This is a genomic window from Bellilinea caldifistulae, assembly GCF_001306055.1.
Lineage (GTDB): Bacteria > Chloroflexota > Anaerolineae > Anaerolineales > Anaerolineaceae > Bellilinea > Bellilinea caldifistulae.
The window spans coordinates 47217-61549 of sequence record NZ_LGHJ01000009.1; the positions used below are offsets into that span (position 1 = coordinate 47217).

12 protein-coding genes are annotated in these 14333 nt (G+C 46.7%); 8 read left to right on the plus strand and 4 right to left on the minus strand.

All coding sequences use genetic code 11. The features are described 5' to 3' along the window. The first annotated feature begins 24 nt into the window (after positions 1 to 24). From ulaA to ptsP, 8 genes are all read left to right on the plus strand, one after another. Complete coding sequence (gene ulaA / locus AC812_RS03125; protein ID WP_082148928.1) at positions 25 to 1305, plus strand: PTS ascorbate transporter subunit IIC; 1281 nt, start codon at positions 25 to 27, stop codon at positions 1303 to 1305. A 73-nt stretch (positions 1306 to 1378) separates the two neighbouring features. Next, a complete protein-coding gene (locus tag AC812_RS03130; protein ID WP_061913726.1) occupies positions 1379 to 2224 on the plus strand; it encodes a sugar phosphate isomerase/epimerase family protein in 846 nt (281 codons plus the stop codon). Further along, positions 2217 to 3905 (plus strand): dihydroxyacetone kinase subunit DhaL, encoded by a 1689-nt coding sequence (dhaL, locus tag AC812_RS03135; protein WP_061913724.1) that lies wholly within the window; start codon positions 2217 to 2219, stop codon positions 3903 to 3905. Before AC812_RS03130 ends, dhaL begins: the two co-directional genes overlap by 8 nt. A gap of 14 nt (positions 3906 to 3919) precedes the next feature. Continuing rightward, positions 3920 to 5362, plus strand: a complete 1443-nt coding sequence (locus tag AC812_RS03140) for a hypothetical protein (protein ID WP_145962503.1) — start codon at positions 3920 to 3922, stop codon at positions 5360 to 5362. Next, positions 5356 to 6657: a ketose-bisphosphate aldolase gene (locus AC812_RS03145; RefSeq protein ID WP_061913720.1), complete on the plus strand. Its 1302-nt coding sequence runs from the start codon at positions 5356 to 5358 to the stop codon at positions 6655 to 6657. The genes AC812_RS03140 and AC812_RS03145 overlap by 7 nt, the downstream gene beginning before the upstream one ends. 20 nt (positions 6658 to 6677) lie before the next feature. Then, positions 6678 to 7502 carry an HAD-IIA family hydrolase gene (locus tag AC812_RS03150; protein ID WP_061913833.1) on the plus strand — a complete coding sequence of 275 codons (825 nt, stop codon included), beginning with the start codon at positions 6678 to 6680 and terminating at the stop codon, positions 7500 to 7502. After that, a complete protein-coding gene (locus AC812_RS03155; RefSeq protein ID WP_061913718.1) occupies positions 7477 to 7767 on the plus strand; it encodes an HPr family phosphocarrier protein in 291 nt (96 codons plus the stop codon). The genes AC812_RS03150 and AC812_RS03155 overlap by 26 nt, the downstream gene beginning before the upstream one ends. 21 nt (positions 7768 to 7788) lie before the next feature. After that, positions 7789 to 9531, plus strand: a complete 1743-nt coding sequence (gene ptsP, locus AC812_RS03160) for a phosphoenolpyruvate--protein phosphotransferase (protein WP_061913716.1) — start codon at positions 7789 to 7791, stop codon at positions 9529 to 9531. 261 nt (positions 9532 to 9792) lie between these two features. Here ptsP and AC812_RS03165 read toward each other — a convergent pair whose 3' ends face one another. From AC812_RS03165 to AC812_RS03180, 4 genes are read right to left on the minus strand one after another with little or no spacing between them, the layout of a single operon-like run. Then, the gene (locus tag AC812_RS03165) at positions 9793 to 10608 is read right to left on the minus strand and encodes a BtpA/SgcQ family protein (RefSeq protein ID WP_061913714.1); all 816 of its coding nucleotides are present in this window, start codon (positions 10606 to 10608) and stop codon (positions 9793 to 9795) included. Positions 10609 to 10648: 40 nt separating this feature from the next. Then, positions 10649 to 12184 (minus strand): FGGY-family carbohydrate kinase, encoded by a 1536-nt coding sequence (locus tag AC812_RS03170; protein ID WP_211261457.1) that lies wholly within the window; start codon positions 12182 to 12184, stop codon positions 10649 to 10651. 18 nt (positions 12185 to 12202) lie between these two features. Further along, the gene (locus tag AC812_RS03175; RefSeq protein WP_061913710.1) at positions 12203 to 13270 is read right to left on the minus strand and encodes an aminopeptidase; all 1068 of its coding nucleotides are present in this window, start codon (positions 13268 to 13270) and stop codon (positions 12203 to 12205) included. A gap of 22 nt (positions 13271 to 13292) precedes the next feature. Beyond that, a complete protein-coding gene (locus tag AC812_RS03180; protein ID WP_061913709.1) occupies positions 13293 to 14333 on the minus strand; it encodes an ABC transporter permease in 1041 nt (346 codons plus the stop codon).

A 14333-nucleotide genomic window follows, 5' to 3' on the forward strand; every position in this document is an offset into this window, starting at 1 on the left:
AAAATCTAAATAAGGAGTATCAAAATGGACGTCGGATTAATATTCAGTATCGTTCCTCGTTTACTACCTACATTTATGCTGGGGTTGGTTGCGCTCATAGGGTTATTATTGCAACGCAAAACCTTAAGCGAAGTCATTGCCGGCACGATTAAAACGATGGCGGGAGTTATCATCTTATTCTCCGCAGTGGATCTCCTGGTTGGGGTTATCTCACCTATCTCAACCATGTTTGGTAAGGTGTATGCTTTCCAGGGAGAGCCCATCAGCGTAGATTGGACAGCTTTTTTAAGCGAATACGGGATTCCCGTTGTGTTGGTGATGGTATTTGGTTTTTTTGTTAACATCGTGCTTGCGAGGCTAACCAAACTAAAATATGTCTTCCTGACCGGACACATCATGTTTTGGAATGCCTTTATGGTAGTAGCCGCATTAGCCGATGCCGGGAAAATTAAGGGCGTAGCATTGATTGTTCTAGGAAGCTTGATACAGGGGATCCTATCTACAATTTTGCCTGCCTTGATCGCTCCCTTTGTCTTCAAATTAACTGGAACAAAGGATTTCACAATTGGCCATACAACCACTATTCTGGCCGTCATTGGAGCCTGGCTAGGAAAATTGGTTGGTGATCCATCCAAGTCCACCGAAGATTTGAAAATCTCCGATAATTGGAGTTTTCTCAAATCAATGACAATTTCAACCTCGCTGATAATGTTTTTACTGTACCTCGTAATGGGCTTCATTGCTGGCCCAGCATGGGCAGCCGAAACTTTCTCGGGCGGTTCTCAACCAATCTGGTATCTTTGGATTATTTACCAGGGTATTCTTTTTGGTGCTTCCTTAACCATTTTGCTCACTGGTGTTCGTCTAATGTTAGCGGAGATTGTGCCAGCGTTCCATGGGATTGCCAAAAAGGTTGTCCCTGATGCCATACCAGCATTAGATTGCCCGATGGTATTTCCATACGCACAAAACGCCCTCGCAATTGGTTTCCCGATTGCGATGATTACCTCACTAATCACGCTGGTCATCTTTGGGGCAATTGGGTATCGTTATGTTTTGTTGCCATTGGTGGTTGCCGCTTTCTTCGATGTAGGACCGGCTGCCGTACTTGCAAATGCGACGGGTGGAAGGCGAGGAGCAATCGTTGCATCTGCTGTTGGAGGCGTGATGCTAATAGTCCTTCAAGCGCTTTCGTTGCCATTTGTAGCAAATACCGCTGCGGGTTTTATCAATGCGTTTGGAGGAAATGATTTCTCCGTTATTGCGATTGTTGTAGGTGGAATAGCCCGCTTACTTGGTTTTTAGAGGGTTCCGAATTCTGGTCTCCTAATCGGTAATATTACCGATTAGGAGACTACATAGGGATTAAGGAGAGAAGATGTTGCCCGTTGGAATTCACCTTTCTTACTGGCAAGTTAACTGGCAAGACGATCTTCAACCGCTTATTGGTAAAGCCAAGTCGGCTGGCTTTGATGTTGCTGAGTTTCCTATATTAGAACCGCGTAAGTTGAACCTCAAAAATCTCCGCCGAACCCTTGATCATGAGGGAATGTTGGCATCCTGTGGGACTGGACTGGATACCAAGCGTGATATATCGAGTCCTGATCTCTCCATCCGGCAGGCGGGTGTTTCTCATTTGCGAGCCTGCATAGAATCTGCAGCCATATTAGGAAGCCCGGTTTTAGGCGGCGTGATTTATACTGCTTGGGGAGATATACCACCAAAAGATCGTAAACTGCGGCGCGCTTATGCAATTGAAAATCTTCAAATAGCAGCAATGATCGCAGAAGAGTACGGTGTGTATTTGTGCCTTGAAGTATTGAATCGATTTGAAGGGTGGTTGATTAACACTGTGGAAGAAGGGCTGGAATTGTTAGCAGAGGTAAACAGTCCATTTGTTAAGTTGCATTTAGATACTTTTCACCTAAATATTGAAGAAGACGATATTGCTTCATCCATTCGGCATGCCGGAGAGAATCTTGGTCATTTTCATTGCGTTGAGAACAATCGCAAAGTTCCCGGTCGTGGTCATATTCCTTGGGGACAGGTTAGAGATGCTTTAAGAGAAATCGGTTATTCCGGGTATTTGGTGACGGAAGCATTTGTAAATCCATCTGGTGAAGTAGGTAATGCATTGTTCATATGGCGTTCACTGGCAGATGATCCTGATCTAGAAGCACGCTCGGCAGCTGAATTTCTCAAGCGCGAGGTTGCCAATGTATAGCCTCTATGAGTTACGTCTATGGTTCAAACTCCTGGCAGCAAAATTTCAACAACAACAAGATTATCTGAACCAATTAGATCAGGCTATCGGGGATGGTGATCATGGCTTCACCCTTGCCAGAGCATTTGCCTCTGCCAACTACGAGATCGAAAAATCCGTACCAACCGACCTCGGCATTTTTCTTGATGTGGTTGCCAGTGCAGTTGCTGAAAACGGTGGTGGTGCGATTGGGCCTTTATTAGCGGCTTTTTTTGCAGAAGGTGGCACGTTGTTTAGAAATCGCACATTTTGGGACATTGTTGATCTGCAAAACTTTTTTGAGCGGGGTGCAAATGCAATTAGCGAATTAGGGGGGGCTAAGGCTGGCCAGAAAACCTTATTGGATGCTTTGTTACCAGCGGTGCGGGCTTTGAAGGAAAGTCAATTCGACAAAGAGCCGGTTATGGTTGTAAAAAATGCTCTTGAGGCAGCTTACCGGGGTAGTGAAGCTACTCGCCAGATGGTGGCAACATTTGGTAGAGCTGCTTTCCTAGGAGAACGTTCTATCGGACATCCGGATCCAGGCGCGATGTCCTTTGTACTCATTATGCAATGTTTATTTGATGCTTTGAATGGCAAACAAGATGAAATTTTGATCACTGATGATACAACAGAGGAAGATTTTATTCCACCGGGTAAATTTATCAATCGCCCTGAACATATGATCGCCGAGGATAATCAAGGATTAGCAATGGCCTACCCTGGAATTGTTGAATACCTTGAGGAAGGGATTTTGGTGAGAAAAAAACCCAAAGCTGAAGGGAAGGTAGGGTTGACAATTGGGCATGGTGGTGGTCATACCCCGTCAATGGGAGGTTTGGTAGGAGTTGGTCTTTTGGATACCGATGTGTATGGCCCCCTCTTTACCTGTGCTTCAGGAATTAAAATTGCCCGTGCTATTCAGCTGGCGGATCGCCATGCTGGAGTTGTTTTATTAGTTTCCAATCACAGCGGGGACGTATTAAATGCGCGTATGGCGTTAAGGCGGGCTGCTGAATGGGGAATTGATGTAAAACCAGTTTATTTAGGGGATGATGTCGCTACTGCTCCACGTTCCGAGATCCATAAGCGGCGTGGTTTAGGAGGATTGTTGTTTGCTCTCAAGATTGGTGGGGCAGCTGCAGAGATGGGACAGCCAATTAATGAAGTCGTTCGATTGATGGAAAAGGCCAACCTGCATACGGCAACATTGGCGATCGCGACCCGGCCACCAACTCATCCCGTCAGTGGAAAACCCTTATTCGAACTTCAAAAAGGACAAATGGAGATTGGAACCGGTGTCCATGGGGAAGTAGGCGTTTATCGAGGGCCTATCCTACCGGCTGAGCAGGTGGTTGAAGTTGTGATCAATCGCTTATTAGATGATTTAGCCGGCTTGCTTCAGAGAAAAGTTTTGGTTTTTTTGAATGGGGCCGGTGGGACTTCACATATGGAGTTAAATATTCTCTACCGAAATACTTATTTATTCTTAAAGGATAAAGGTGTTCAGATTGCTGGGGCGGTGGTGGAATCGCTCTTTACCACCCTAGAAATGGGGGGGGTCTCATTTTCCCTTTTGGCTATAGATGATGAAATGGAATATTGGTGGCAAAAACCAGCACTGTCAGCTCATTTCCGATGGCCTACGGATGTAATTTGCTAATGATGGAGAACGAAATGAAAACTATTCGAAATTTGAAGGTTGGATTGGTCGGAATGATGTGCACTCCATTTCGTGGAGATAAAGAACATTATTTTTTGGAGGATTGGCAAACCCTTTTGGGATTACAGGAGGAATTGGGCTTTGAATTGAAAGTAATCGAAGAAGGTATCTACACAAAGGATGAGGCTCAACAATCTGCAACTAAGTTGGCTGAATGGGGTGCTGATTTCATCCTGGTACAATCCAGTTCTTTTGCTGCTGGTGAGTTTATTCAGCCATTTGCTGCTACTAAAATTCGGTTGGGATTATGGGGTGTACCCGAAGGTGTACCTTCAAAAGAAGGTGGATTGCCATTAAATAGTTTTACAGGTGTTAATCTTTACAACAGTCTCTTGAGAACTAGATTGGGTTATCCTCATCCCATAAAGTGGTTCTTTGGTCGTGCTGAAAGCCCTACTTTCAGGGAACGGTTCAGTATCAGTATGCGTGCATTGCGAGCGCTTATCAATTTGCAGGGCAGCCGAATTGGCTTAGCCGGAGGTGTGGCACCCGGTTTTGATAACCTCATAATTAATCCCGAGGATTTAAAACGGAAACTTGGGGTAGAAATGGTCGAACTAAATTTTGAAAAAGTGCTGGAACGTGCCCAATTATTAAGAGATGATAAACGATTGGAGTCCGTAAAATCTTCCTTTCTAAAAGAAAACGTGCAATTTGATATCGGCTTGAATGAGCATTTGGAAAAATTATCTCGTTTGCAAATTGCATATTTGCAAATTGCCGAAGAGGAAGGAATTAATGCATTTGCAATTTCGTGCTGGCCGCGTTTTCAAGCCGATTATGGGGTGGCAGTGTGCAGCCTTCTCGGAGAATTGAATACTCTTGGTGTTCCGGCGGCTTGTGAAGGCGATGTACCATCGGCAGTTTCGATGTTAGCGCTTTCGCTGATAAGTAGCGGTACCGTTAGAACCCTGATGGATTTGGTCACCCTTGATCCGGCTGACGATAGTGTGCTTTTGTGGCATTGCGGCCCAACCTCGCCACTTCTGGCTGACCAACGAGGTGTAAGAATGGGTTCGTTATGGTTGTTTGATCAACAAGGAGGAACACCTATCGGATTGCATAATGATCTTACCTTGCAAGCAGGTAGGGTAACCGTAGGGGGTTTCACGGCTGATTTTGAAAAGGTATTGGTATTCCAAGGTGAAATTGATCCTCATAAGCCTTCCTATAGGGGTAGCAGAGGTTGGTTAAAGAACATTCAAATGCGAAAGAAGCCGCTCCGAGCGCTTGATCTTGCTGAGACGCTCCTTTCCAGTGGTTTTCAGCATCATTATCCAGTTATTTATGGAGAAGTAGAGGAGGCTTTTTTAGAAATGGCTGCATGGGCAAATATCCTTGAAATTAAACCTATTGAATACTCCACCCATCTCAAAGCACAGGGATTGCCATGTTAGTTTCCTTAAAGGAATTACTCGAAGACGCCGAAGTGGGTAATTATGCCGTTATTGCCCCGGATTTCCCCAATTTAGAAGTAGCGGATGCCTTGCTAAGTTGTGCTGAACAATATAACGCTCCTTTAGCATTAAGTTTCTCGCCATCGCTTAAGCCTTTTATCGGTTTATCAGATTTTAGTCATTTCATTCGGTTAGTCCGTGAAATGGCAGTGCAGGCGAACATACCAGTAGCCTTACATCTTGATCATGCTCATACCATCAAAGAAATTGATGAGGCAATCCAATTGGGTTTTACTTCGGTAATGATTGATGCTAGTACTGAGCCTTGGGAGACCAATGTGGAACTCAGTAAAAAAGTGGTTGAAATGGCTCACCCATTGGGAATTTCCGTTGAAGCGGAATTGGGACATGTCGCCACAAGCGGACGTTACCTCAATGATGTTAGTCAGCATGGGTGGTTGACTGACCCTCAGGAAGCAGCGGCCTTTGTGCAATTAACTGGAATTGACGCCTTAGCGGTAGCGATTGGAACAGTTCATGGTTTATACGCGGGCGAGCCTAATCTGGAATTTGACCGATTACAAGCCATTCGAGAACGAGTTTTGATTCCACTTGTGTTGCATGGTTCTTCTGGAACGGGTAAAGAAAAACTACACCGCTGCGTCGATCTAGGAATTCGAAAAATTAATGTTTATTCGGATTTGATCAAGACGATTGTTCAAAGTGCGCAAGAAGTACTTGCTCACCCAGAGGACGACCCTTTGAATTTTATGCAAGAACAGCGATACGCGATTTATCAGGTTTTAGGTGAGTATATAACAGTATCGGGCAGCGCTGCAAAGGCGGACAATTTCCGAAATTCTATTAAAAACCGCATTCGATCTCTTTTTTTACAAGGTTACACCTGCGCAGAGGCGATTTATCTGGCTTTTGCCGAACGAGAAGGATTTTACTCGGATTATGCATTACAAATTCAAAGCTTGTTAGGTGGGGGTGTTTGCAATCAAGGAGGTATATGTGGTGCATTATTCGGTGGCCTAGCAGTAATTGCTGCGCGTCACTCCTCTATATTACCGACAGCACGTCTAAAGCGCAAAGAGGCAAATTTTTCCGGTGCCAAGTTGATCGAATCTTTTAAAGCCCGCCATTCTACGGTTCATTGCATTGACCTGACTGGTACTAACTTTTTGGATGCCGAACAAGTAAAGCAATTTGTGGAAAATAAAGGGGTAGAAAGAACTTGCCTTCCTGTATTAATGTCTGTGGCGGATTCGTTATTGGAGAATTTGTCATGAGGAAATATTTAGAATCTGATTTGAGAAAAATAAGACAAATTCGTTGTTTCTTATTGGACATGGATGGCACGGTCTTTCTAGGGAACCATTTATTGCCGGGTGCTGTGGAATTCATTGAATATTTAGAAAATGGGGGAATACCTTTTTACTTCCTAACCAATAATTCTTCGCGTTCCAAACGAGACTATGTTGATAAACTGAATAGAATGGGACTTTGCATCACTCAGGAACGGGTTTTTTCTTCTGGAGAAGCTACTGCGCTATATCTAAAAAAGACAATGCCATCAGCCAGATTGTTCATTGTAGGAACCGACTCTCTAATAGAGGAATTTAGACAATATGGCTTTGAGATTGATGAAAATCAACCCGAGGCGGTTGTTTTAGGTTTTGATACAACCCTGACCTATTCTAAGTTGTGGAAATTATGTAATTACGTTCGGCTTGGATTGCCGTATATTGCAACTCATCCCGATATCAATTGTCCAACAGAAAATGGTTCCATGCCGGACATTGGAGCGATGATCGCCTTTGTTCAGGCATCTACCACACGTTTGCCAGATGTGATCATTGGTAAGCCCAATCCTCCAATCGTTGAAATTGTTTCTGAAAAAAGTGGACTACCACTGGAAAATACTGCAATGATAGGAGATCGGTTGTATACGGATATCGCCTTAGGTAGGGCTGGGATCACCACTATTCTGGTGTTAACTGGAGAGACTAAATTAGAAGATGTAGAAGGATCACCATATAAACCGGATGTAATAGTCGAAAGTCTATTAGATTTATATAATTTTTTTGTACAAAACAATGGAGAAAAGAATGGTCTCAACCACCATCATGATTGATCACCCGGCCGGGTTGCATGCCCGCCCGGCGGCTCAGTTTGTCAAAACGGCGGCACGCTTTCCCTGCAAGATCAGTGTGCGTAAAATCAATTCCGAAAAACCGCCCGCCAACGCCAAAAGCCCCCTCAGCGTGCTGACGCTGGGGGTCAATCAGGGCGACAGTGTCGAAATCGTTGCTGAGGGCGAGCAGGCTCAGGAAGCAGTTGACGCGCTGGTTGAACTGGTGAAAAGCAATTTCGGCGAGCCGGCAGCCGCTCATTCCTGAGGAAGAAAGGAAACTGCCCCCATGCCTCGATATCAAGGACTACCCGCCTCTCCGGGGATTGCAATTGGCCCGGCGCTGATCTACCGCACCCAAAAAGTCACCTTCACCGAACAGCGGGTGACCGTCCCGCGCGCCGAGTGGCGGGAATTGCAGCAGGCCATCCAGAAAGCGCACACCCAGTTGACCGCGCTGGAGGAGCGTGCCCGCAAAATGGCTGGCGAGGAGGAAGCCGCCATCTTCGAGGCACACCGCCTGTTTCTGGATGACGAAGAACTGCTGGCGAAACTGCGCACGATGGTGCTGGAAGAACGGCTGAACGCCAAAGCCGCCGTCCATCACGCCTTTGAGCAGTACGCCGAAGCGCTGCTGGGATTGGAGGAGGAGTATTTTCAGGCACGGGCGCAGGATTTGCGGGATGTTGCCCAGCGGGTGATGAAGTGTCTGGAGGGGGAGGGTGACGATCCGTCGGTGGAAAGCGCGGCGGAGCCGGTCATTCTGGTGGCGGAAGACCTGACGCCGTCGGACACGATTCGCTTTGACCGCGAGCAGATTTTGGGGATCGTCACGGCCCGAGGTGGGCCGACCTCGCACTCGGCGATACTGGCGCGGGCGATGGGTGTGCCGGCGGTGGTCAGTGCGCCGTTCGATTTGAACGAAATCCGCAGTGGGACGCTGGCGATCTTGAACGGCAGCACGGGGCTGTTCAGCGTTGGGCCGACCCTGCACGAGTTGGAAGTGGCGCGCAGGGAAAAAGAGGAATGGGAAGCCCGCCGGCGGGCGGAGTTGAGTCAGGCGGAGCTGCCCGCGGTGACCAAGGACGGCGCATTTCGGGCGGAGGTGGTCGCCAACATCGGGAGTGTGGAGGATGCCGAGCTGGCGGTTCAGTTTGGAGCCGAGGGGGTAGGGCTGTTCCGCACCGAGTTTTTGTACCTGCAGCGCAGCACCATGCCGACCATCACCGAACAGGTGCGCGCTTACCGGCGGGTGTTCGAGGTGATGGGCGAGCGGCCGGTGGTGGTGCGGACGCTGGACATTGGCGGAGACAAGGAAGTGCCCTACCTGGGGACGGAGAAGGAACCCAATCCGTTTCTGGGGTGGCGGGCGATCCGGATGATACGCGAACGGCCGGACGTGCTGGAAAATCAGTTCATGGCGCTGTTGCAGGCTGCCGGGCAGGTGACGGCGGCGGGCATTCGCTGCGACCTGCGCATCATGCTGCCGATGGTTTCTTCGGTGGCGGAGGTGGAGCGGGCGCGCGAGATTTACGAAGAGGCCTGGAAGGCTCTGGAAGCGCAGGGGAAAGCGCTGCCGGAGAAAGTCCAGTTTGGGATCATGGTGGAGGTGCCGTCGGCGGCGCTGCTGGCGGATCACTTTGCGCCGCTGGTGGACTTTTTCAGCATTGGGACGAACGACCTGACGCAGTACACGCTGGCAGTGGATCGGACGAACGAGCGGGTATCGGTGCTGGCCAGTCCGTATCACCCGGCGGTGCTGCGCTTGATTGAGATGACGATCCGGGCGGCGCACGCCCACGGCAAGTGGGTGGGTCTGTGCGGCGAGTTGGCGGGTGATCCGCTGGCAGTGCCGCTGCTGTTGGGGCTGCGGCTGGATGAGTTCAGCATGGTGCCGTCATCCATTCCGACGATCAAGGACTTGATTCGTCGGTGGAGTTTGAAAGGAGCGGAGGAAGTGGCGCAGGGGTGCCTGCGCTTTGGGCTGGCGGCGGATGTGATTGAGTATTTGAAGAGCCAGACACCACGTTGAAAATTCGCCTCAGTTGCCATTGCTGGGGACAGACGATCTCTCCTTGCAAGAGGAAACGCCGGTGAGCGATGACCGGCGTTTCCTGTCTGAAGCGAACTCGAGAGAATGTTACGATTTTAATTTGTTTTTTGGTGAAAGAAGTCTACTATATTTTGGAGATCTTCCTTTTATTCCGAATTCGGGTTAGTTAAGCACTCTTTATTAACAGCCAACAAGATGGCGCAGCGTAATCTCATCCCTGAAAGAAGAATTCGGTGAATTTTAGAGATTCTTTCTAAACTCTCTCACCGTCTCCATAAACACTTTCACCCTCGTTGGATCAACGTGGTTCTCAAAACATCCATCAACTTTGAAAGTAGTGCCAACTACTGCACCATCAGCAATTCTTAATTGTTCACGCACATTTTCCAGACGAACACCTGTGTTGGCAAAAACAGGGGTGTCGCCAACGGCTTCTTTCACCTTTTGTAGAACACTGACATCCGTTTGAGTTCCCGCCGTCAAACCAGAGACGCATAATCCATCCGGCCGATGATTGAAAACTGTGGAACGGGCAATTTCCACCACATCCCGATCAGCAAGATATTTTGCAGCCTCAGGCACGATATTGAAAAGCAGTTTTACATTCCTTGCGCTTATCATTTGGCGGTGACGGACAGCCTCACCCGCGTTCGGATTCCAAAGACCAAAATCACTCGCGTAAACACCAGAAAAGATTTCTCGAACGAATGCGGCTCCCGTTGCTGCGGCTAAATCAAGTGATGCTTCAGGGTCCCAAAGGACATTAACCCCAAACGGCACTTTGATTTCATGCATAATTTCACCAATCACCCGGGCCATGCTGGCAACTGTTATAGCATGGACCTTGGTCAGATAAGGCATACTGAATTCATTGGAAAACATGACAGCATCAACACCGCCCTCTTGTAAAGCGAGTAGATCTTTTCGCGCCCAAGCGATCACTTCTTTCATCCCTTTTTCTTCATCGTAATAGGGATCGCCCGGCAGGGGTAAAAGGTGACACATAGCAATAATCGGCTTTCTTACTCCAAAAGTTTCTTCAATCCAATTGTTCATAATCATTATCCTTGTCGTTTTTCTGGTTTAATTTCTATTCTTAGTGTATTTCGATGTACCTTGCCAGCTGATGCATTAAAGATTTTGTGCGAGGATAAATCTCTCTGAATATCCAATATGGTTCTTCGTATCTCTTGTGGTTATCGAAATCTGGCTCAATTACATCCTTTACCTTTACCCACTGCTTAATTTCAGCCAGATTTTTGTAAAGACCTATTCCAACTGCTGCTAAGAAAGCATCTCCATAACTTGCCCCAATTTGTTGTTCAGGAATTGAAATCTGTAAGCCACAAATATCCGAGACAATTTGCATCCATAAAGGATTCTTACTTCCACCGCCAATAGCAAACAAATTTATCGGAGAAACCCCTTCATGGCTCATTTCTTCAAAATTGTGTCGAATTCCATAAGCCACCCCTTCTAAAATCGCTCGATACACATCAGCTTTGGTGTGTGCTAACCGCAGACCGAACAGAACTCCGCGTGCGTTCGGGTCATGTATAGGAGTTCGTTCCCCTTCAAAATAAGGGAGACAAATTAAGCCATTAGCTCCAAGCGGTGAGTTTGCAGCCATAGCCGCCAGCAACGCATAAGCACCATCTGTCCCAGCATTTGCTACTTCCTGCTGAGCGAATTGATCTCGAAACCAGGTAGTCAGGCTTCCTGCAGTTGACATTCCGCCCAGAAATGCAAAAGATCCGCTTTCCAAAAAATTGGCACTCCAAAAATGTTGAGTCCTTATCAATTGTTCCGTTTTCATTATAAAAAAGACACTGCTTCCGAACATCAACATCATGTCACCAAACGCCGCAACCCCTGCCGCAATCGCTTCCGCAGCTGCATCGGTAGTTCCACACACCACCGGAGTTCCTTCTGCCAGCCCCGTAATCTGAGCTGCTTCTCTGGTCACTTTGCCAACCACTTCATGGCTCCAATACAGGGGGGGAAGCCGGTCAAAGGAAGTTATCACATCACCGAGTTCTACTAACCAACGTTGTTCTTGAGTACCGAATAAGGGTGCATAACCACTGGCGGTATAAATATCAATCGAGGGTTGGCCGGTTAATTTATAAACAAGGTAAGCCTGACTGGTCAGAAACCAGCGCGCTCTTTGAAAAACACCCGGTTCATTATTCCGTATCCACAAAATCTTTGGACCAGAAGCTTGAGAGGTAAGATGAGCACCACTGGTTTGAAAAATAAAATCTTTGCGGAGTTTTCGTTCTAATTGCCGAATTTCCTTCGTCGCCCGGGTGTCAATCCCGTACAAAATAGCGGGACGCAACGGTTTGCCTTCTTCGTCAATAGGCAGCACACAGGAACCAATAGCACTGATGCCAATTCCCACAATTTCACCGGGTTTGATCCCGGATTTATTCAGTAATTCCTTGACGATTTCTACAAAATCACGCCACCAGACTTGTTCAGCATCATGCTCAAAGTAGCCCGGTTTGGGATTTGCCATTCCATGGGGTACCACATGGGTGGCTACTAGGCTGCCATCAGGCTTAACCAAGACTCCTTTTGAAGAGTATGTTCCAATATCCACGCCCAACAAGTAGAGATTGGTCATCATTCACCCCTTTTTGCGTCTTTAAAACAAGAACTGACCATTTTTGAATATCAATTGACCATCTAAATAAATTTCCCCAAATTGCCGGGTATCTTTCACAATATCCCAGTGAATTGCAGATTGATTTGTCCCGCCTGTTTGGGGATAAGCTCGGCCTAACGCGATATGGATTGTTCCTCCAATTTTTTCGTCTAACAATATGTCCTTTGAAAAGTACTTTACTTCTGGGTTTGTTCCAATTGCAAATTCACCAATCTTACTAGCCCCCGCATCAGTGTTAATAATCGAATGAAGGAAATCCTGATTACTGGATGAGGTTGCTTCTATTAAGTGGCCTTTTTCCCACCGGAGACGAATGTCGTTCATTAAGCGCCCCCCCAACACACCCGGAAATTCAAAATAAATATATCCATCCACACTTGACTCTACTGGTGAAGTTGCAATTTCTCCATCGGGCATATTGCTCATGCCAAGCGCAGCTTCCCAGGTTCTGCCTTCAATCGAGAAGCTCAGGTCGGTTTCATTACCGACCAGTCGGACATGTTTACCCCGACTCAATTTCCCTGCCCACTGTCTCCACTGTTCTCCAACTTTCTCCCAATCCAGAAAACAAGCGTTGAAGAACATATCTGTAAGGGTTTCCTCATCCATTCCGGCTTGTTGAGCAAGAGAAGCGTTGGGCACTCTGACCAGACACCAGCGTGTCTTTTGCCATCGTAAGGTCGAAATTGCCCCCATTGATTTTCGCAGGAGAGCAAGTTTATCAGAAGGGATATCCCAGAACACCTCCAAATTATAGGCCCCCCTCAAACCAAAATATACATCAGCCCATTCCATTCCAAAAGATTCAATTTCCGGGACCCAGCCAATTTGTTCTACCGATCCGTATTTTAAAAGTTGGCGGTTCAACCCATCCGACAAGAATTGAACCTGCGGATAAGCCCCCGCCTTAATACAAGCCCGATACACCGCCTCGACTAAAGGATATGTCTCCAGCTCGATAAAGGCAATCATAACTCGTTCGCCGGTTTGAACGCGGGTAGAATAATTGACCAATAAATCCCCTAATTGTTGCCATCGTTTATCCATAATCATGCTCCTTTAACTTAACTCAGTCGTTTTGTGTTCGGCCCCGAACAAAGTAATTCACAATGAATATTATTATGAGGAGGATCCCCCACGCAAAATCCCTGAAAAATGAACTCCCACGTACCCCCGTCAGCAACATATGAAAACCCGTTGAGAGAACCTGTAATATCAACACTGCGATAAAAATATCAATCACTTTACCAAAACCAGGAATTACCCCCGCCAGCACAGAAATTAGGATAGTTAATAGTACATAAGTAGTGGTTCCATATTCATAAGCAGCAGACATTGTTCGGCTCATCACTAAAATACCAGTAACTGCAGAGAGAATCCCACTCAAAACATATACTCCAAGCAACACTTTCCGATTTTCTACAGCAGAAAATTCGGCAGCAGTGGGATTGGTACCGATCATGCGGGTCTTGAATCCAAAGGGTGTGCCGTTGAGAATGATATAAGTCAGGAGGGTGAAAACAACAAAGATAATGAACGGAATAGGAATTCCAGCAATAGTTTTGCTTCCAATGATTGAAACGCTCTCAGGGAAACCGGTTACAGTAACTCCTTTGGTCAAGCCGGTAGAAATGCCCGTAAAAAATGTGAAGGTAGCCAGGGTTGCGAGAATGGGAGGAACACCGATATAGCCGATCATTACCCCATTCAGTACGCCGCATAAAAATCCAACTAAAATTGCAATGATAAAAGCCCCAATCACGTACCATCCCAACAGATTCGGATCTACCTCAGTAGGAATCATGCGGGTCAAAAACAAACCAGCAACCACAGCAGCTAAATTTGAAGTAGCATTGACGGATAAGTTAATACCACCACATAAAATGGTGATCATCATTGCCAGCGATAGTATGCCCAGCTCTGGCAATTGAAAAGCCATTGAAGTGATACTTCTTGGTGTAAAGAATTTTTGAACAGTAAAAGTAAAAAACAATGTCAAAGTGATGAAAACACCGGTAAGAAGAAGAGTCTGACCATCAATATGAAGATGTTTCAAAAAGATGGTTACTTGTGAATTTTTTGTTACTTTGGGTGTCGATTCTTCTGTCAT